The organism is Shewanella electrodiphila, from assembly GCF_023283985.1.
Classification (GTDB): Bacteria; Pseudomonadota; Gammaproteobacteria; order Enterobacterales; family Shewanellaceae; genus Shewanella; species Shewanella electrodiphila.
Genome location: NZ_JAKIKU010000008.1, coordinates 108,273 through 128,639 on the forward strand (window position 1 = coordinate 108,273; position 20,367 = coordinate 128,639).

Below are 20,367 nucleotides of genomic sequence, written 5' to 3' on the forward strand. Positions count from 1 at the left end.
ATTGGCATTACTTATTCAAATAGATTTTGATGCAATGAATTTACTACATCTGCCGCTTCTGATTCAGCCACTAACACACATAAGTTGTGTGGGCTCGCGCCTTGACAGATCATACGAACATTATGGTTTTCTAGTACTGAGAATACACGACTACATATGCCAGCTGTTGAAGCGATTTTATTACCAATAATCGCGACTAAAGCGAGATTATCTTCTACTCTAACTCGGCAATGCTGTGATAACTCTTGCAATAACGACTCACTTAATAAGCCTTGACCGCTTGAATCTGAACCGGTTTTATCCAGTGTCAGCGAGACATTAACTTCTGATGTGGTAATTAAATCAACAGAGATTTTATGCTTAGCAAGCGTTGCGAAGGTTTCCGCTAAAAAGCCCTGAGCATGTAGCATTTGTAAGCTATGTAAATTTAGTAATGTTTGATCACGTCTTAAAGCAACGGCGCGAAAAACAGGGACCTCTTCAACTTGATGACGGATCCAGGTTCCGCCCTGCTCAGGTGCTTTACTTGAACCTACAAAGACTTGAATTTTTTGACGAACAGCAGGAAGAATAGTCGCAGGATGCAATACTTTGGCGCCAAAAGTCGCCATTTCAGCGGCTTCATTAAAGCTGATTTCAGGGATCGGTCTAGCATTAGGGGCCAAACGAGGGTCAGTAGTATAAATACCAGCAACATCAGTCCAAATCTCTACCGCATCAGCTTTAAGCGCTTCAGCCAATAAAGCTGCTGAATAATCACTGCCACCACGGCCTAATGTTGTCGTGCGCCCTTCACTGTCTGCACCAATAAACCCTTGAGTTACAATGACCTGTTCATTTAAAAGCGGCGCTAAATGTTCAGCGGCTAAAGAAGCAATACTCTCTATCTGCGGCTCTGCACGGCCAAAGTGACTATCGGTTCTCAGTACTTGTCTTACATCAAATGCACTCGAAGGCGTGCCTTTTTGGCGAATAACTGCTGAAAATAACAATGAAGAACATTGCTCACCCATTGAGAGTAACTCATCAATAATGGCTTTGCTTCTATCTAGCACTAACTCATCACTAAGTACTGACATTCTACTGAGTAGCTTATCAATTGTTGCCGCCACATCTTGTGGGCGCTCTAGCTTATCAACAATGTCATATTGAACTTGGGCAATTTGAGTCAACAAAGCCATACGGCGTTGGTCATTTACGTTGGCTTGAGTCAACTCAACCAGTAAATTAGTCACGCCACTTGAGGCACTCACGACAACAACACGAGTATTAGAATTAGCAAGAATGATATCTGCACAGCGATTCATTGCAGAAAAATCGGCAACCGATGTGCCTCCAAATTTAGCAACAACTAAACTCATGACAACACCTCAGCAATAGGCTGACTAGCATTTACAGATTGAACAATAAGATTTAAAAACATGATTACGCTCCGAACTTACTTCGTTCGAAGAGCCTGGTGCAGTGATAACGCACCCTTAGAGAAGGGAAACAGCAATCTTTTCACCAGAAGCTCTCCACCAATTAATAGGTGACAATCGTTAGGATTCAGCCTAATCGACCGATATGAAGTTAAACCAATCACTTCGAATATCTCGGCGCTAATCTCCCTCATAAGTCATCATCGGAATAGGTTTTCCTCAGACTCACTACCTAGCTAACGCTCCTCTTCTGTTTCTCCCAATGGAAGAAAGTGAAAAATACCAATAAATGACCATCTAAGTCAATTCAGACTTGTAATAAAGTTACTAAATAACAGAATACTGAAAATACGACATTTAAATGCTTAATCAAACAGGAGAGCTTTTTTGAAGGAATTGATAAGATAAATACTTAAATTACAGCAACAAAGAAGAATACAAAAAACAATCTAATGGATAGTTGAAGCAAATATTATACATCTGCAATAACAAAAATAGCGATTACTGCTCAATGATGTCTTAAAAGGGTTTATATACCTCGCCAATGAATACGTATTTTCAATGCAATTGTGAACCGTCAGTAAGTGATAAATAGTTAGCTCTACAATCCGCCTTCAGAATGAAGCTGTTATTCAACCTTAATCTGCTCTTGCTAGAATAAAACCTACATAAAGATACCATTAACGGCTTCTGAGCAGAGATCTCACCTTAATCAACAATACTTCATTAACAACAATACCTAAAATTTATTCGTGCAAATCTGGTAGTTCATTCACTAGCTGGGTACGTGTTGTAAAGTCGCCAATCATCACTTCATCATCTGGCGCATCTCCGCAAGCCACTAAAGACAATAAACCTTGGTTCACATAATAAATCGCATGTTGTTTGAACTCTCGCCCTAATTCTAACGCTTGCTGTTTATCAATAAAGACTGCCCAGCTTTTTTCCATATGCGATAAATCAGGAGCTGCGCCAATAAGTGAACGATATGGACTGTTATATTGTTCAATTTTTCGCTGTAAACGACGGTCTAATAACCGATTTTGGCAAGGAGCGAGCACACTACCAAGAGGATTATGTGCGGTGACAATGGCGAAAGGAATATCATTAGATAAGCGCTGCGTGAGTAAAAATTGTGTTCCTTGATACTTGTGCCAAAGGCTATCAATTAAATTATCCATTATCTAATATTCTCTGTTAATCCCAGTTAAGTGTAGCAAACCCTTATTCACGCTCATAGTCCATGTGATGCAAGTCACAAGAATAATAATTAAATTAAACAGCAAAATCAAAGGCTTATTAAAAAATTCAATTTTGTAACAATTCTAATGCGTAAATTTGTTAACATTTCATTTGTTAACAAATGCCTAAAACGAGTACAATAATCACCACTAGCTAGATTTTGCTACATAACTATAAGTTGTGGCACAAGCTGTTACATTTATCGGTACATTTTTTCACCATTAAATAATCAAGCTTGAGCATTTTGTTCTACATTTTTAGATAACATTAAATATAGAACATTATTAAATTGCCAAGGAACTTTTATGAGCAATTTAATCTCATAGTGTAACGAATCATTGTTTTAATAGATCTTTAGACTGATTGTGAGTGAGTTAAGACTCAGCATACAATGAGAATATGGATTTTTTATGATCACATTTATGTCACGTATGTCTCTTTTAATAATGTATTAAGCTGAGTGTATATAATGTAGCTAGTCATGAAGCGTGTTTTGTTCAGGGCAGACATAGATAAACACCTATCGTGAAATTTATAAATTATCGGCGTTTCATTAATAAACACGCCAACGCCCTAGTGCAACATGACTAGAATCAATTGTTTTTAATTTAGGTAAATAACATGCAAAACCCACACATTCTTATTGTTGAAGATGAAGCTGTAACCCGTAATACACTGCGTAGTATTTTTGAAGCAGAAGGGTATGTAGTAACTGAAGCAAACGATGGCGCAGAAATGCATAAAGCCATGCAGGATAATAAGATTAATCTTGTTGTTATGGATATCAATCTTCCTGGTAAAAACGGTTTATTGTTAGCTCGTGAGCTTCGTGAAATTAACAATATCGGCCTTATCTTCTTAACTGGTCGTGACAACGAAGTTGACAAAATTCTTGGTCTTGAAATTGGCGCTGATGACTACATCACTAAGCCATTCAACCCACGTGAATTAACTATCCGTGCTCGCAACTTATTAACTCGCGTTAATAGTGCTGGTGCAGAAATCGAAGAAAAAGGTTCTGTAGAATTCTACCGCTTCAATGGTTGGAGCTTAGAAATCAACAGCCGTTCTTTAGTAAGCCCACAAGGTGAATCTTATAAGCTTCCACGCAGTGAATTCCGCGCGATGCTTCACTTTGTAGAAAACCCAGGCAAAATCTTAACTCGTGCTGACTTGTTAATGAAGATGACTGGCCGTGAGCTTAAGCCACATGACCGTACTGTTGACGTAACCATTCGTCGCATCCGTAAGCATTTCGAAAGCTTACCTGATACGCCAGAAATCATCGCGACTATCCACGGTGAAGGCTATCGTTTTTGCGGTAACTTAGAAGATTAATTTTCGCTTATAGCGGAAATAAAAAAAGCCAAGTCGATGACTTGGCTTTTTTATTGGCTGTAATTCAGCTTAACGGACAAACTATATTACGAATATTCTTTGACTAAAGCTCAATCTCGAAACGAAGGGGTAAGCTACGCTTTAAATACCGAGACGTTATTTCTTATGAATGTAGTTTAACTAACCGAATTATTTACGCCTTTTGTCTTTAAACAATTCAATTAAGCTCATTAAACACAAAGCCCCCGCTATCACATTGAGGGCTATTAGTACCGCTACCGTCATTACTTCAACTCATTTTCCAAGAAAGCAGCCAATGACTTATAAAGGTGATTTCTAACTTTTTCACCACGCATTGAATGTTTCGAACCTGGATAATCCATCATCTGAAATAATTTACCTTCATCCTGCAAGGCTTTATAAACGCGAGTGCTGTTTTCAAACAACACATTATCGTCAGCCATGCCGTGATACATCATCAATCCTGATTGATAATTTTTCACATAAGGTAAAACACTACTGGCATCATAACCTGTTTGATTTCTTTCAGGATGACCCATGTAACGTTCTGTGTAATGCGTATCATATAAACGCCAATCTGTGACCGGTGCGCCAGATATTGCAGCCTTAAAATAATCAGGTGCTTTAAATTGCGCCATCAATGCCATGTAACCGCCGTAGCTATGACCATAAATCGCAATATTGTTTCCATCGATATAAGGCAGACTACGCAAATGATCTACGCCCACTTTCTGATCTTCGACTTCTGCATCGCCCATGTTTTGGTAAATAACATATTCAAACTCAGTACCACGGTGCGCAGAGCCACGATTATCTAATTGAAATACCGCAAAACCTTGTTGTAGTAGATACTGAGTAAAGTAATCCGCTTCGCTCCAACTATTCACCACTAATTGCGCATGTGGACCGCCATAAACCCGAACAACAACAGGGTATTTCTTACTGTCATCAAATGGTACAGGTTTGAATAAACGATATTGCAGTGCTTGGCCATCTTCAGCTTTTAGCTCTCCAAACTCAGGCATTTGCCAAAGACCCGCAAAGTCATACAAAGGGTGTGACTGATTAACTTCATTTTGCTCAACCCAAGCTAATTGCTTACCTTTTTCATCGTGTAAGCTCACTTGTGGCGGCTGACTTAGGCTATTAAAGTAATCTAAGTAAACAGGTTTATTATCTGCAAATACCGCAGAATGCATGCCGTTACGGCTGGAGATTTTTTCGATTTCGCCACCAGCTAATGGCACTCGGTATAAATGACGTTCAACTACAGAGTCTTTTCGACCAGAGAAATAAACCCATCCTGCTTTTTCATCAACTAACTCAAGCGCATCCACCGCCCAGTTACCTTGGGTTAATTGCTTTAATACTTTGCCATTTACATCGAACAAATAAAGGTGATTAAAACCATCTCGCTCCGAGGCCCAAATGAATGACTTTTGCTGTTTTAAAAACTGTAAATCATCATTGAGGTTAACCCATGCTTCGCTTCTTTCAGCCACTACCGTTTTTGCAGGGTTATTGCTTTTAACATCCACAATGCGTAAATCAAGCGCTTGCTGATCGCGGCTTTGCCACTGAAATGATAAATGCTGACTATCAGGTAGCCATTTGACTCGCGGCAGATAAATATCTTTTTCTTTACCTAAATCGATCCATGAAACTTGTTGCTCTTTTCCTTCTTTGGCAAGCGTAATCACGCCTAACTCTATTTCAACGTTTGTTTTACCCGCATATGGGTAACGCTGCTCGGTGAGTTTAATCCCATCTGCATAAATTTCATTGCGAGTGACTAATTCAACGCCTGACTCATCAATACGAGTAAACGCGATAGATGACTCGTCTGGCGACCACCAATAACCTGTCATACGGCCCATTTCTTCCTGGGCGACAAATTCTGCCATACCATTTTTAATCGGACCTTTGCCATCAAAGGTCAACTGAGTCAGTTTTGAGCTAGCGAGTTCTAGTACATAAATGTTTTGTTCGCGCACAAAAGATACATACTTACCTTTTGGCGATAGTCGCGCATCAGTAACGAAACCTTCGCCAGTATCAAGCTCCACCGCTTTGTTATCAGCAATGGTAAAATAATATAAAGTGCCAGCAGCTGGGATCAATAATGCTTCGCTGTCATCAGCCCAGAAGTACTCCATGATCCCTTGACCATAAATACGTTGGCGCTCACGGCGTGCTTTTTCTTCATCTGACAATTCACCCGAAGCTAATTTATCGGCATTGAGTAAAATACTGCGCTTTGCCGTTGCAATGTCCATTTGCCATAAATCGTAGAAGTGTTGATTATCTTCACGACTTGCAAGGTATGTCACCAATCTACCATCTGGAGACAACTTCAGTCCTCTAGGGCTTGCACCAGCTAAGGCTGGCGAAGCATGAATTCGTTCAATAGTAAGCGGAGTGTTATTACCTGTCATATTCATTGTTGAGGCCAATACGTAGGTCGAGAAAAGAGAACTAGTCATTACTAGCGGAATTACGGATAACACTGAAAGTGCCGTAGATTTCCATTTCGTCATCATGGTCATTCCTTACAAAAAATGATGGTGTAAATTTCTTATTGTTATTATTTTCAATTTAACCAAATACCAACCTAAAGTAGGTATTTTGCGTGAGTTTATAACAAATCAGTCCGAAGTCATATATTGCTCATCTTTTTCACGCTGTAATGTCACCCGAACTAAGGTATTATCTGTGGCAATAAAATAGAACATTAACCACTGGTTACCGACCTTAACCTCTACTGTCTTAGGAACAAGCATGCAAACTTTGACACAAACCCTTACAAAACAAGCTGTATCAGAATCTCTTTCACAATTAATTTTGAGCTTAGCTGACTGTTCAAAAGAAATTAGCCAAGCAGTTCGCCATGGCGCACTAGCAGGCGTTTTAGGTGCAACTGAACAAGAGAATGTCCAAGGCGAAACACAGAAGAAACTCGACGTTATCACCAACGATATGCTCAAAGATGCACTCAAAGCCGAAGGTAATGTGCGTGGTCTAGCATCTGAAGAAGAAGACTATGTGGTTGAAGTGAATAAGCAAGGTGAATACCTTGTGTGTTTTGATCCATTAGATGGTTCTTCAAACATTGATATTAATTCTTTGGTAGGCACCATTTTCTCAGTATTACCAGCACAAGCTGGTGAGTTAACTGAAAACAGCTTTTTACAAAATGGTCGTCAGCAAGTTGCTGCTGGTTATGTTCTATATGGCCCATCAACCATGATGGCATTAACAACAGGTAATGGCACTCAACTTTATACTCTAGACCCTGATACAAACGAATTCTTGTTAACAGATCCGAGTGTTAGCATCAGCCAAGACACTGCTGAGTTTGCCATCAATATGTCAAACCAACGTTTTTGGGAAGCGCCAATGCAAACTTACATTAGCGATTTGTTGCTAGGTAAAATTGGCACTCGTGAGAAGTCTTTCAATATGCGCTGGATTGCAGCCATGGTGGGTGATGTACATCGCGTGTTATGTCGTGGTGGTATCTTTATGTATCCAACCGATAACAAGAACCCTGAGAAGCCGTATAAGCTACGTTTGATGTATGAAGCTAACCCAATGGCATTATTAGTAGAACAAGCCGGTGGTAAAGCCTCAACTGGTTATGGTGACATCTTAGATATTGAACCAGAAGCCATTCACCAACGTGTAGCGGTAATTTTAGGATCCGCTAACGAAGTTGAAACTTGCTTAAGCTATCACGGTCTTGATTACAGTAGTGAACCTGAAATCAGCTAAGCTGCTTATTTTAAACCTCATCTTTTAAGTGAGGTTTAACTAAAAAACCGCCAGTTGGCGGTTTTTTTATTTCGAGTGTTAGGCCCGGTTATTACTGCCAGCTAAAAAGAGCATAATCGGGCAAATTCAATTTTGCTGCAGGATCTTCGGCTAACTTTAGTTTCATTGCGACAATATCCTTTTGTAATTGCGTGCGAAATTGCCACACTTCAGTGGCGACAGCTTGCAACTCATCCGACTTATCTACACTCCCCTCTCGCACCGCAGCCCAAATCGGTCTTAAATGATCAAAGCCCTGCTTCATTTTCGCCACATTTTTTTCGGTAAATTGATCAATTTCCGCAGAGCTATGTAATGGCGCGACAGGTTGGCTACCAATACTTGAAAAGAATGCTAGATAGTCATCCATGGGAACACTGTCAGCACTTTGCCATTTAGATAAGTTTACCTCATTGAGGAGTTGACTGGTTTCAGGATTAATCACCATCACTGTCGGCGTGCCAAAGTAGGCAGGATAGGCATATTTTTGAGGTAAATAATGTAAGTCATCAAAGTAGCCCACATCAATAAACACACTTTCAAAGCGATCGGATAGTATGGTTTGCATTTGATTTGTCGAAAACTTAGCAGCAAGACCACGGCTGTCATGGCACCACTGTGCGCCCATCACCACCAATAACAATTTACCATTTGCTTGAGCAGTAGACTGCGCCGATGTTACTCGCTTCATATCATTATCATGAGCAATAAACGTATATTGTGGCAGTACTTCACCATGATGCGTCGTTGACTGACATCCCATCAATAACATTAATGGTAATAAAATAAATCCAATCCCTAATTTCACGCAACCTCCCCTTTATTTTTATGATAGTTATCTAAGCATATACAAAAAAGGCCTGCAAATGCAGACCTTTTGTTAACCCCATGTTCAACGAACGGTTAAGCATAGGGTTATCCGTTCGTTGAGCCCCAAAAGACTCAATCAAACTTAAGCTTTTTCAGCTTCAATTTGGTGCGGTTTTTCAGTTTGGTCAACGATGGTTAGTACCGCTGTATCACCAACAACATTACATGACGTCAGCACCATATCGATGATACGGTCTAACGCAGCGACAATTGCAAAAGCCTCAACCGGTAAACCCATTTGGTGAATAAGCACACCAATCATCACCATACCGCCACCAGGAACACCACCTGCACCCACTGACAATAAGAAAACACTGAACAATAAGGCTGGAATTTGATCGCCACTGATTGGCATACCAAAGGCATTAGCGACAAAGAAAATCGCAATAGTAATGTAAATAGATACGCCACCCATGTTCATCGTCGCGCCCAGTGGCACACCAAAACCAGCAACTGCGCGGTTAACACCTAACTTATCAGTTAAGGTACGCATGGTGACTGGAATTGTTGCATTTGAACTCGCAGTTGATAGCGAGAACAAGATTTGTTCGCGGGTTTTTTCACGGAATTGTTTCGCTGTTACTTGGGTAAAGAAGCTTACTGCATAAGGATAAACCACAAAAATCCACAGTAATAACAGACCAAGAATTAACAATAAATACTGCACCACGCTGAAGAAGATTTCAGGCTCTAACGTCGCACCAAGCTTGAACATCAATGCAAATACACCTATTGGTGCAAGGTTCATCACCACTGATATCAAACGCATCATAATGACGTTAGCGGTTTGAAAGCCCTTCACTGCGCCTTTAGCAACTTCACCTAATGACTTGATCACGCCGCCTAGCAATAGCGCCATGAAAATGACTTGCAGCATATTGCCTGACGTAAATGCAGAGAACGGGTTATTCGGTACGATATTGACAATCAAGGTCATCAAATTAGGCAGTTCAGTGGCGGTAATATCCACACCACCAGCACTAGACATATCAACGCCTTTACCTGGCTCGATTAACATTGCTACCGCAAAAGCAGCCGTAATCGCCACTAGGGTATTAATAATGTAAAAGCCAAACGTTTTGCCACCAAGACGGCCGAAGCTTTTTAGGTCTTGTAGTTCACACACGCCGCAAACAATACTGACAAATACTAGCGGCACCACTAGCATCATGATCATATTGACGAACATTTTACCAATGCCAGAAGCGACTTCGACTAATGTCCCCGAAAAGAACGCCACATCATTTAGCGCAAATTGAACGATACTACCCAGTAGTACCCCTAAGAATAACCCGATAAAAATTCGAGTCGATAATGATTTGGTCATAATTTTCTGTATTCCTAGTTCAAGCCGACTTCAGAAAGAAAACACCTAAAAACGACGATAAAATTTGTTTTAATTATTTTTAACGACAAGGATACTGAAACAAGATGCAACATAATTCAATGTTAGAGATCAATAAGTTGTTATAAGGAATGAAACTAGATATTTACAGTGAGGTATAATTGACTGTTTTAAAACAATTAAACCATGAAATTTAATAAAATTGACTGTTATGCCAGTTTTCAAAACCAAAACACAACTCCATAACAGCGAGATCGGTTAGTTAAATTACCAAATTAAGTTAGATACACTGGCTTACTGCAATATGTTTTGCCTTGATGCCATAACACTCGTAAGCAATAACATTTGTTACTAAATGAAATTAATCATAATGTTATCAGCAAGATCGATAAATGTATCAATATAAAGCCATATGAGTCGCTACTGTTAAATCATCACAGTCAATTCAGCTGACTGAATGCTAGCCAATAAAAAAGCAGTTAAGTTGCCTTAACTGCTTTACCCGCTTACATGCTTATTTACGCTTTGAGCGCCATTAACGCAAATTCAAAGCTCGCCTTTTTATGCTAGCCATAGCTCAACATCGTGGATCATAAAGTTACCATTATAAACAGGATCAGGTTCACCTATTGGTTCCAACTCAAAATAGGCTTTATGCTCGTCGGGTAAGCCTTCATAGCCACCAATAACTTGATACAGCCAGTTTTCGGATTCCCATTCAAGCTTATTCGCTTGTAGATACTCAAGCGCCGATTGGCGAAGACCTGAATCAATGACTTCACAGAAATACTCATCGACAGCTAGCTTCAGTGGATTATCTGGGATATCGAAATCTTCCACTGCAGTCATTGTGGTTTCAACATTATGCTCACGCACTTTGCTTGGTAACAAGTCCCGACTAATGGCTTTAATTTTTGATACCGTATCAAGCAAGGTTAACTCATGCTGACTGTTATGCACATCAACACTGGCAGGCTTGATGATCGCTTCAGCGCAATTAAACAACCTAGGAACATGCTTATGGCCAACATGATTTTCTGGTTGATAATCAGGGTGTAAATCAGTGTGCAGTAAAAACCCTTTCAACAATCGAGTTCGGCCTTGGATTTGTCTAAATCGCCCTAAAAGCTCCAATAACCTGCCCTGCACCGCACTGATTTCTTGAGTGCACTGACTTAAAGTTTCTTGTAAGTTAGTGACCAGCAAACGTCGTAACTCACGAATATCACCGGCAATCTCACTTAATTCGCTGAACTGGAACATCTCCAGGCCGTTAAGTAGCTCAGAGACCTGACTTTGGGCTAATTCATTTTCGCGAATTTTAGCGTTAATACTTCCCACATAGCCAAACTCATTATTGATCCGGCTCCATAACACCCTAATGGAGTACCTTAGGCTATCGGTAAAGCTATAAACATGTTCACTTAAGTCAGCTAAATACGCTTCAGCGGCACTGTAATCGATATTATGACGGGCTTCTTTATAATGATCAGCCAAAGTCTTAATGGTGCTAAATGCGGATCCCACATTTGAATCAATCTGCCGATTACGTTCATCACTTAAGGCTTCTTCTAGTAAAGCCCGCACCGAGCGTTTTAGTCGCAGCTCTTCGTCCGGTTCTGGTCGCCATAAAATACCGCTCTTTTTCAGTTTCTCAATCACCGCAACATCATGAGTAGATTCACTGACCGAGCCTGCTAAATAGGCATCCATAACCACATCAGCATGACGACTGAGCTGTTTGAGCAGCTTAACCCCAGCTTGATGTAAATTATTACTCATACTAAATCCCGTTGCGTGGCCGTTTCAGCTTGAGCTTCAAGACTTAGTCCTTCGGTTTCATCAATAAAGCGAATCACCTCATACAGGTAATCAAGCTTACCCGTGGCGATGTAAATCTGCTTTTCGCTGTTTGGCTTAATCAAGTAACCCAGTTCAACTAACCGCTTAAATACCAATTTAATTTGGTTATCGACATTGCTACTGGTTGAGCCAAATAGTCGATACTGGCTTAATTTAGCCAGTTGCTCCATAAAGGCTGGCGTATCTTCAATACGCGCCTGCAGCTCAGTTAATCTTATTGGTGCGCCTTCACTTAAAGGGGCATCTTGGCCACTGCTCTCTTGCACCAGTACTAACCATTCCACCAGCGGAATTAACGCTGAACAAATGTCTTTAAACTGACTCGAGATAACCTTCTTTTCTTGATCACCTAGTTGCTGGTAACCACAAAAAAATACATCGCCTTCAGCAGCCGATGAAATCGTTCGATTAATTTGGTTAAGATATTGCTCAACCTTGTCAAAGGTGGTGCAATTTTTAAGCGCGCGCCAACCATCTTCATTGGTTGTGCGGCAAATAAACTCGCCGCGTAACAACTGTTCAATCAATACCCCTGTGCCGACCAAAGGCGTGTCTGAAGAGACAGAGTTTAATGAGTTTGAAGTAGACGTTATAGACTCAGACATTACACAGTCTCCTTGTTAGCTCGTTGGCTTAATCGTTCTGCCAGAGGATTACTTTTAGGCTTAACCACTTGCAGTTTTCGGGTTTGTTTATTGATAATATAGCGGTTAGCAAACAAGTTAAGCACTTCAGATTCTGGGTTAGGGAAGGCGCCCAAAACACTGATATTGTTATTCACACAAGCATCAAAAATCTTCTTCACATTGGTGTGATGCAAAGTGCCTAATTCATCAATTGGCCAATGAATAGTGACATCTGCTTTACCGCGTAATAAGCGCGTAAATGCCAATAAGAACTTACACAAGATTAAGTAAGCCATACCATGACTTGATGACTCATTAAGCTGTCTATCGGTGCGGATAATCAAATCGCTATTGCCTTCTTTTAGGCGCAATTCAATTTCCAGTAATTTAGCAATACCACCAGATAATGCTGAGCGACCAATGATGTCTAATGCTCGGCGCATACTTGAGGTGTAATGCTCATCAGGCAATTGGCTAAAACCATCCGCTTTCCATTGTTTAAAGGCTTTCACGAACACTTCTAATTCTGGCCAGAACTCTAACTCACTAATACGTGAACGAATTCTCACTGCCGACTCTGAAACACCATCAAGGAATAACTCTTCGCCGACTTCGCGAGTAATCCGCGCGCTTTGTGAGGCAATACGGCGATCGATATCGGCGAGCACATCATAATAAGCGGTTAAATCGATACCAAAAATACGCCCTTGCTCACGAATAGCCATCAGTGATTGCGGCACCATCACATTCAGCAGTTGCTCAAGTTGCGGCACTAACTTACGGTAATCCAGTAAACGGATCCCTTTATCGTTAGTAAAGCTCGACTCATCCCGAGCACGCTCCCAAAACTCAGCTAAACTCGAACCGGATTTACTGACAATCACCGAGTCAAAGTGTTCAACATATTGCTTTACTGAACCCAATAAATAGTCACGTTGCAGAAGTAACTCTTCACCTTGTCTTAAGCGTTCGCCAATACTGCCATCAGCTTCATCTTTACTAGGTGGTAGTTTCAATTCCGCTAATTTGCGCATCACTGCACGTAATTTAGTTAAGTTTTCGGATGCATCGACTTGCGCAGCATCTGAAGCTTTTTTCTTGGTTTCAAGCTGCTGTTTACGTTGCTTCACATCTGCTGTTTTATTTGCAAGCTGCTGCTCTAACTCTAGTGCGGCTTGTTTGACTTTAGATAAGTCGGTTTGCAGTTTAGGTTTAGTGATCATCCATGCATTTTGATACCAATGGTCATAACGCAACACATCACTTCGACGTTTTTCAGCGTTACTGATTTGGCTTTCTAATTCACGGATGTTTCCTTTAAGCGCAACAATCGCTGCTTCATCGACACCGCGAGATTTAAGCTCGTTCTTGTACCAAGTATCACAAGCTTTCTGTTCTTGTTTGGCGTTACTGCGGCGAGTCTCAATATTGGCTTTGATTTGCCCCAGTTGGTTATCCAGTGCGCCAACCACATCTTGCCAGTAAGCATTTTTTTCCATTCGCGCTTCAAGCGCTTGTTCTTTTTGCTCTGATAACCAAGCTAAATGGTGATTATGTTGCTGCTTAAGTTCGTTATCTAACTGAATAAGACGCTTGCTTGCATGGGCTTTTCTATCAGCCAAAGCTTGATTGATTTGCTCTTGAGTACTGCGTTTTTCATCAAATAAACGCCTAACATCTTCACGACTATTTTTATAAGCTGTGCGGGCAAAGGTAAGCTCTTTATTAAGATTATCGAGCTCATCGTTGATGGCAACCAGCTGATCTTCGTGCTCAGCTTTAAGCTCTTCAGCTTGGGCTAAAGCATCTTCAGCTTTATTGAGCCTTAAACGCAAGTCTTGTTCAGAGGCGGCATAATCTGGCACCTCAATCGCTTTAAGATCTAAGCCAATACCAAATAACGACTCGTCATTATTTCCTGAAACACTTGGATGTAAGTCTGTTCGATGGAGTAATTCTGGCGCAATCACTTTACCAAAACTTTGCTCCCAGCCCGGTGACTCTTTGCGTAGAAACTCAAGTAAAGTATGTGACTGAGGAAATAAAACCCCTTTAACATCATCCACATCGCTTAGTCGCTCATTTACTCGAACACTGGCGATGCGTAATGCTTCGCTGACTTGATCGCGCTTTGCTCTGAGCTTGCGTTCATCACTCGATAAACGATCGACTTTTTGATTACATATTTCTTGCTCTTCATCGGCGCGACTAATTCGTTCATCGAATACCGCCAGCGTCATTTTTTCTTCTTCGGTATACGTCACGCCATCAATCTGATGACTTAATTCACCGCGAGTTAATTTGAGTTGGTACTCTTGTTCAGCAAATGCCGCTTTACCAGCATCGGTTTTATCACGCCATAAATTCTCTAGTGCCGCTAAATCTTCTGACGACGCTTCACGCTGACTATCGCGGTTTTCACGCGCTTCATCTTGCTCTTCATGAAGAGATTCCAGCTCACGGTGCAGTTGCTCTGCAATTTTGCTGCGACGAGAACTGTAAGCTGCTTCAATATCTTGGTGCTTTTCAGTTTGTAGCTTATGGCGCTCTGTGAGGTTTTCTAAATCACTGCGCCAATTATCCAAACTGTCTAAATCAGCTTTAGCTTGCTCAATATTGGCATTTAAAAAGCCTTCGTATTGATCTTCAATGGCATCCAGTTCAGCTTCATACTTACGTGTGTCACCTTGCGCAAAAGATAACTCCTGACTGATCTCATCACGTGCTTCTTTCCACTCTTCATCTAATAATCTCAGCTGTAAACTGGCATCTTTAGATTCATTTTGATTGATATCTTGTCTCTCGGCTTCAAAGGTTTCATCTGCGCGATAACCTTTAGCCAATGTCCCTAAACGCAATTCAGCGCTCAGTAACTGGTTAAATTCTTGTTCTAATTTCTCAAACTCTGGGCGAATTTGTTCAAAGCCTTGTACCAACTGGCTTTCACGGATCCAATTCTCGACACGCTGCGGATTAAGGCGAGACGTTGGCGAATTAACTCCGTCTTCTTCTAAAATAGCCGCAACCATCGACTTAACGGTTTCCATTTTTCCTTCTTTGGAATGGACCGCTTTAGCAAGTTTCTCTATATGACGTAATGAATATTCACTGTCACACAATGAAAAGTGATGCGCATAGGTGCGTAACTCACCTTTATTACCACCTGTAGTTAATAAACTGCGATCGTGTTGGATAATCGCGCGATATTCACGGGTGTTCAGTAGATTAGTATGAGTGACTTGAGCACGTTTCATTTCTCGGCCAAGTTCAGCCATGGTATGACAAATAATTGTATCGCCATTACGGTTTTTAACGTAATCATCTAACTCGAAGCCTTTAGCAATAAAGCGATAGTTAACGCCTTTGCCGTCACCAGCTGACGCCATAACCGCTTGATACAACTTGCCATCACTCTTTTGATACTCATAAATGATATAGCTTGAATCGTGAGGTAAGTACCAACGCTCGAAACTGTCACGGGTAGAAGGAACAACGCGGCTTGGGTATTCGCCATAAAACACGGGAACCAGTCGCTGTAACGTGGTTTTACCCGACGCATTGGTACCACAAATATTAGTGTGTCCATCTAATTGAAGTTCTACTACACCTGGGAGGTGAGTATTAATTAACACGATTCTGATCAAGCTTGGCATTGGAGTCCTTTTGCGCAGTCAGCTAAAGCTACAAACTAGATTTTAAGGCACTTTTTAAGCGCTTTTCTTATGAGCTTGGCTTATGATTTTTTACCTATTGGTAATAAGTTAAATCAAAGCGATGAATGAAGCAATTTCGCCGATTATAATGTTTGAGATAATACGCTAACAAGACGAAAAGTGGCGCCTAACAAAGCAGCAAACAGTGATGTTTAATTCATTTATTCCTAATGGAATAAGCGATATTCCAAATAGCGCAACCAGCTTTGATAGAATGGGGGATATTTATCTCTGTACATTGCTCATCAATCAATAGGTTTCCCTTTTCGTATGGCAAAATCTCATTTACTCACATCATTTTCAATTTTGTGTACGCTACCTGCTTCTTTGCTAGCTACCGCTGACGAAAAGCACCATGAAGATCCGACTAAAATTGTCACTAAAGCGGGTGTCGGCTATAACGATCAATTTACCTTTTCGGGATCTATTGGCCTTGATGCTACGCGAATGGTAAACGCACGCATTAATGATGATGGCAGTGAATGGCGCATTGGCGGTTCTTGGTTATTTGATTTTGGTATTGTGAACTTTAACTTTAATCGCAATGAATACGACAATGATGCGAGCTCTAACGGTTATAGTGTGGGTACATTTATTCCATTGAGTTATTTCGGTTTTACCCCTGGTGGCTGGCAAATATTTCCTATGGCCGGCTACAACTATACCGATGGCGACATTGCCGAAGAAGACGTTATAGATGATAACGGCTTTATTTTAGTTCCTAAAACCAGCCATGGTGCATATCTTGGCGCTTTTGCGATGAAGCCTCTCGGAGAAAGTTGGACCTTAATGGCATTTGGCGGTGGCGCTGCTGGTAGTGACAGTTATTCTAGCTATTGGGCTGGCGGCGGTGCGAGTTATAAAATTAATCAGCAGCAATCATTTAACTTTTATGGCTTTATCTCTGAGAGTGACTACGGAAAAACCAATAAAATCGGGATTTCTTATACTTATCAATTTGAGTAAAATGTTTTCTGAGGTTTTGTTTACTTTTATCTCAAAACCTATGATCAAAAAAGCCACCTGACGGTGGCTTTTTAGTGACTGTTTTTTGCTACTATTTTTAAAGGCTGTTTTTTATGACTAATTTTTAGTAACTGTGAATTTATCCTACTGCTTATATTTCGTTAGAGCTTAAACTGAGAGGTCGCACTTTGAAGCTCGTCAGAGAAACCTAATAAGCCTTCTGATACATCTTGTACTTCAGCAAGGATATCTAAAGTTTGAACAAATGAAGCATTCATTTCAACCACGTTATGACTCACTTGCGCCGCAACCGCTGATTGCTGTTCTGTCGCCGCGGCAATATGGGTGTTCATGGTATTAATACTGACAATCTGTTCTTGAATTGACTTAAGCACATCGCCAGTTTCACGGGCATGTTTCTCATTGTCTGATGCTTTACCAATAGCGACATCCATGGTGCTAACCGAAGATTCAGCCGCCACTTTTAAACGCGATAGCACTTCGCGAATCTCTTTAGTTGCATCAGCAGTTTTCGACGCTAATGCGCGGACTTCATCAGCAACAACCGCGAAGCCGCGCCCTTGCTCACCCGCTCTTGCTGCTTCAATAGCAGCGTTCAATGCTAAAAGGTTAGTTTGTTCGGCAATTGAGGTAATGACATTCAAAATTGAATTAACGCTTTCGGTATCTTTGGCTAATTCATTTATCGAGTCTGAAGCCACTTCAATTTCAGCATTAAGCTCTTGAGAGATATTAATTGTACTGGCCACAACGGCTAAACCGTTTGTCGCTTCTTGCTCTGCGCTATCTGCAGCTTCTGCTGCCTGTTGAGCGCTTTGGGAAATTTCATTAACAGAAATACCCATTTCTTCCATTGAGTGTTGCACTGCTTTTGCATCTAAGCTTTGTTTTTCTGTGGCTTGCGTGGCTGTTCCCATACGCTCTTTTAAAGACTCTGCGCTTTGCAGTAATGGCGCTGTCACACTGACGACTTGTTGAATCGCATCAGCAAGAAGACGTAAAAAACGATTGAAGTTAGAAGAAACCTGCCCTAGTTCATCACGACCAGTGACATCTAACTGATGGCGTAAATCACCTTTACCGTCAGCTAATTCACCCAAAGAGTTAGCTAGATTACCTGCTGAACCACTTAATGATTTTGCAATTGATATTGTCGCAATAGCCATAATTAATAACAGCACTAAGCCAATTGATAATGTCAGTGCCAAGCTGCTTTCAGAACGACTGACTGACTCTTGAATGGTATTATTAAATTCAGACACTTTATCGGTTTTATATTGCTGAACACCATTGATAAGTTTGTCGTAAACTTGAGTTTTATTGGCAATAATTTCGCCGACTTTACTCATATCAAGGGTGTTATCTATCATCCCCTTAGCAAGATCATAGGTTATGTCATTATATTGGGAGAGTTCTCGATTCAGTGTTGATAATCGTGAAGCTTGTTCATTATCAAGCCCTGTTAAGCTATTAATGTTCTTCTTTAATGATTCAAAGGTCTTGTTAGCATTATCAATCAGGTCTTCATCAGCAAAAGACACTGCCTGAGTATAAAGCTCATCAAGTCTTTGCACATATATTACGTTTTGATTGGCGAGTTCAACTCGTTGAGAAACCTTATCTTGCATGAAGGTCATGGTATCGTTGTTTTTATTAATTGCTACGATACTGATCGTTAAATTAACAGCGAAAATAATCACTGATAATACAAAAATTAAACCGATTTTTTTAAAAATAGACATATTGCTAAACCAATTCATTTATTGCCCCCAAAGCACTAAAAAAGTAAATTTATGACTTAACAAAGTCATTCAAATTGACTACAACACATTGAATTTAAATTAGTAAATTGTGTAATAGTGATTATGTGATGTAACGACAAAGAATAAAGAAAACAAGCAACTGTTGACTATGGAATTGTTACAATTGTATATATCGGCTTTACAGAGTAAATCTAAAGCTAATGAGCAATATTATTTCTTGAACTGTCTTTAACTTCATACAGTTTATCGTCGGCATGCTTAACTAATCGCTCAAGTGTCATGCCCGAATGCCATTGGACGACGCCTTGAGATAGGGTCACAAACTCACTTGCTAATGAATCAGGATGTTTAAACGCCATTTGGCTTAATTGTATTTTGATATTGTTAGCAACATCTATCGCACCAGAAAGGTCTGTTTCAGGTAATAAAACGATAAACTCTTCGCCACCATAACGGGCGCAAACGTCTCTTGGTCTTTTAATTTGTTTGGTCAATAACTTAGCCAGTTCGACTAAACATTCGTCACCTCGTTGGTGACCTAGATAGTCGTTGAGTTTTTTAAAGTAATCGATATCCATTAAGATAATCGACAGAGGTAAGCCTGTGCGTTCAGAGTGTTGAATTTCTTTATTCAACATTGAGTCAAAATGGCGTCGATTACTCAGCTTGGTTAAGCTATCCGTTAGTGCCAACTGATTTAATTCGCTTACCAAACGCTGATTCTCAACATCTTTAAACACCGCTTTTCTGAACCACTTTTCTACTACTTGTTGACCAGAAATAATCACAGCAAAAAAGCTCAGCATTTTAATCACAGGAATAAATAAGTCGATAGAAAAGAAAAAGACTCTCGCAATCACTAAATAAGCACCAATAATTAATACGGGGACAATCAGTAATCCTCGTGACGGAAATAACGCCACCACAAAAGAAATTAAAATCAAGTGGATCAATGACTCAACGGTTGTTTGAGCAGACAATGCTTGAAATAAAAACAAATTACACACTAATACCCAACAGAGAACCAAGGCGAAAATGAAGGCATAAAATCTTTTGTAATTATTTACTTGAAGGTTTTCTGATAATGCGAAATTGTGAATAAGACCGAACAGTGAAATTAACGTAATTGGAGTGAGGCTGAGCGAAGTAAAAACGATGTCTTTATCTGGATTATTGATCACAATAGAAACAAAAATCACAAAAGTTAGAATGAATGATAAAACACTAAGCCATCGGCAACTTTTTGCTAAGTATTGTTGCGTCTCTATATGCAACTGGAATTCAAAAGTTGGTGTCTTCGTTTGCATGTATCTGATTATTTTTTGAGTTATTATGATTTGATTATAGCTATTTTTTAATCACTTGCGA

Annotated in this window: 14 protein-coding genes and 1 riboswitch; of the genes, 3 read left to right on the forward strand and 11 right to left on the reverse strand. The window is 40.3% G+C overall.

Annotated features, from left to right (window positions below):
* Positions 1 to 11: 11 nt before the first annotated feature.
* The gene (gene lysC / locus L2737_RS15080) at positions 12 to 1,361 is read right to left on the reverse strand and encodes a lysine-sensitive aspartokinase 3 (protein WP_248956250.1); all 1,350 of its coding nucleotides are present in this window, start codon (positions 1,359 to 1,361) and stop codon (positions 12 to 14) included.
* Between the two features lie 141 nt (positions 1,362 to 1,502).
* Positions 1,503 to 1,679, reverse strand: a riboswitch (Lysine riboswitch).
* Between the two features lie 488 nt (positions 1,680 to 2,167).
* Positions 2,168 to 2,602: a DUF3293 domain-containing protein gene (locus L2737_RS15085; protein WP_248956251.1), complete on the reverse strand. Its 435-nt coding sequence runs from the start codon at positions 2,600 to 2,602 to the stop codon at positions 2,168 to 2,170.
* Between the two features lie 682 nt (positions 2,603 to 3,284).
* Here L2737_RS15085 and arcA point away from each other — a divergent pair.
* Positions 3,285 to 4,001: a two-component system response regulator ArcA gene (arcA, locus tag L2737_RS15090; protein ID WP_102526580.1), complete on the forward strand. Its 717-nt coding sequence runs from the start codon at positions 3,285 to 3,287 to the stop codon at positions 3,999 to 4,001.
* A 284-nt stretch (positions 4,002 to 4,285) separates the two neighbouring features.
* Here arcA and L2737_RS15095 read toward each other — a convergent pair whose 3' ends face one another.
* Together L2737_RS15095 and L2737_RS22365 are read right to left on the reverse strand one after the other, a co-directional pair.
* Positions 4,286 to 6,505, reverse strand: a complete 2,220-nt coding sequence (locus L2737_RS15095; protein WP_428848395.1) for a S9 family peptidase — start codon at positions 6,503 to 6,505, stop codon at positions 4,286 to 4,288.
* 162 nt (positions 6,506 to 6,667) lie between these two features.
* Positions 6,668 to 6,802: a hypothetical protein gene (locus tag L2737_RS22365; RefSeq protein WP_267869067.1), complete on the reverse strand. Its 135-nt coding sequence runs from the start codon at positions 6,800 to 6,802 to the stop codon at positions 6,668 to 6,670.
* On the opposite strand from L2737_RS22365, the gene L2737_RS15100 reads away from it, so the two are divergent.
* The gene (locus tag L2737_RS15100; protein WP_102526582.1) at positions 6,801 to 7,793 is read left to right on the forward strand and encodes a class 1 fructose-bisphosphatase; all 993 of its coding nucleotides are present in this window, start codon (positions 6,801 to 6,803) and stop codon (positions 7,791 to 7,793) included. The two genes, L2737_RS22365 and L2737_RS15100, sit on opposite strands and share 2 nt — an antisense overlap.
* A 91-nt stretch (positions 7,794 to 7,884) precedes the next feature.
* Here the strand turns inward: L2737_RS15100 and L2737_RS15105 are convergent, their stop codons facing one another.
* The 5 genes from L2737_RS15105 to L2737_RS15125 all read right to left on the reverse strand — a co-directional run bounded on the left by L2737_RS15105 (position 7,885) and on the right by L2737_RS15125 (position 16,189).
* Positions 7,885 to 8,640 (reverse strand): thioredoxin family protein, encoded by a 756-nt coding sequence (locus L2737_RS15105; protein ID WP_248956253.1) that lies wholly within the window; start codon positions 8,638 to 8,640, stop codon positions 7,885 to 7,887.
* A 144-nt stretch (positions 8,641 to 8,784) separates the two neighbouring features.
* Positions 8,785 to 10,029: a dicarboxylate/amino acid:cation symporter gene (locus tag L2737_RS15110; protein ID WP_102526584.1), complete on the reverse strand. Its 1,245-nt coding sequence runs from the start codon at positions 10,027 to 10,029 to the stop codon at positions 8,785 to 8,787.
* A gap of 579 nt (positions 10,030 to 10,608) precedes the next feature.
* Complete coding sequence (locus L2737_RS15115; protein ID WP_248956254.1) at positions 10,609 to 11,829, reverse strand: phosphoenolpyruvate carboxylase; 1,221 nt, start codon at positions 11,827 to 11,829, stop codon at positions 10,609 to 10,611.
* On the reverse strand, positions 11,826 to 12,515 hold the full coding sequence (locus L2737_RS15120; RefSeq protein ID WP_248956255.1) for a condensin complex protein MksE: 690 nt from the start codon (positions 12,513 to 12,515) through the stop codon (positions 11,826 to 11,828). Before L2737_RS15120 ends, L2737_RS15115 begins: the two co-directional genes overlap by 4 nt.
* Positions 12,515 to 16,189, reverse strand: a complete 3,675-nt coding sequence (locus tag L2737_RS15125) for an ATP-binding protein (RefSeq protein ID WP_248956256.1) — start codon at positions 16,187 to 16,189, stop codon at positions 12,515 to 12,517. Before L2737_RS15125 ends, L2737_RS15120 begins: the two co-directional genes overlap by 1 nt.
* 330 nt (positions 16,190 to 16,519) lie before the next feature.
* Between L2737_RS15125 and L2737_RS15130 the strand changes: the two genes are divergently transcribed.
* Positions 16,520 to 17,215 carry a hypothetical protein gene (locus L2737_RS15130; RefSeq protein WP_229368508.1) on the forward strand — a complete coding sequence of 232 codons (696 nt, stop codon included), beginning with the start codon at positions 16,520 to 16,522 and terminating at the stop codon, positions 17,213 to 17,215.
* A gap of 161 nt (positions 17,216 to 17,376) precedes the next feature.
* Here the strand turns inward: L2737_RS15130 and L2737_RS15135 are convergent, their stop codons facing one another.
* Entirely contained in the window at positions 17,377 to 18,996 is a 1,620-nt protein-coding gene (locus L2737_RS15135; protein ID WP_102526589.1) for a methyl-accepting chemotaxis protein, read from the reverse strand.
* Between the two features lie 200 nt (positions 18,997 to 19,196).
* Positions 19,197 to 20,306 (reverse strand): GGDEF domain-containing protein, encoded by a 1,110-nt coding sequence (locus L2737_RS15140; protein ID WP_248956257.1) that lies wholly within the window; start codon positions 20,304 to 20,306, stop codon positions 19,197 to 19,199.
* Between the last annotated feature and the right edge of the window lie 61 nt (positions 20,307 to 20,367).

What these genes read in the sequence shown, in the direction of transcription:
- L2737_RS15095 (WP_428848395.1), bottom strand. Translation starts at nt 6,505, where the DNA reads ATGACTAGTTCTCTTTTCTCGACCTACGTATTGGCCTCAACAATGAAT.
- L2737_RS15135 (WP_102526589.1), bottom strand. Translation starts at nt 18,996, where the DNA reads ATGAATTGGTTTAGCAATATGTCTATTTTTAAAAAAATCGGTTTAATT.
- L2737_RS15130 (WP_229368508.1), top strand. Translation starts at nt 16,520, where the DNA reads ATGGCAAAATCTCATTTACTCACATCATTTTCAATTTTGTGTACGCTA.
- L2737_RS15110 (WP_102526584.1), bottom strand. Translation starts at nt 10,029, where the DNA reads ATGACCAAATCATTATCGACTCGAATTTTTATCGGGTTATTCTTAGGG.
- lysC (WP_248956250.1), bottom strand. Translation starts at nt 1,361, where the DNA reads ATGAGTTTAGTTGTTGCTAAATTTGGAGGCACATCGGTTGCCGATTTT.
- L2737_RS22365 (WP_267869067.1), bottom strand. Translation starts at nt 6,802, where the DNA reads ATGCTTGTTCCTAAGACAGTAGAGGTTAAGGTCGGTAACCAGTGGTTA.
- L2737_RS15115 (WP_248956254.1), bottom strand. Translation starts at nt 11,829, where the DNA reads ATGAGTAATAATTTACATCAAGCTGGGGTTAAGCTGCTCAAACAGCTC.
- L2737_RS15100 (WP_102526582.1), top strand. Translation starts at nt 6,801, where the DNA reads ATGCAAACTTTGACACAAACCCTTACAAAACAAGCTGTATCAGAATCT.
- L2737_RS15085 (WP_248956251.1), bottom strand. Translation starts at nt 2,602, where the DNA reads ATGGATAATTTAATTGATAGCCTTTGGCACAAGTATCAAGGAACACAA.
- L2737_RS15125 (WP_248956256.1), bottom strand. Translation starts at nt 16,189, where the DNA reads ATGCCAAGCTTGATCAGAATCGTGTTAATTAATACTCACCTCCCAGGT.
- L2737_RS15140 (WP_248956257.1), bottom strand. Translation starts at nt 20,306, where the DNA reads ATGCAAACGAAGACACCAACTTTTGAATTCCAGTTGCATATAGAGACG.
- arcA (WP_102526580.1), top strand. Translation starts at nt 3,285, where the DNA reads ATGCAAAACCCACACATTCTTATTGTTGAAGATGAAGCTGTAACCCGT.
- L2737_RS15120 (WP_248956255.1), bottom strand. Translation starts at nt 12,515, where the DNA reads ATGTCTGAGTCTATAACGTCTACTTCAAACTCATTAAACTCTGTCTCT.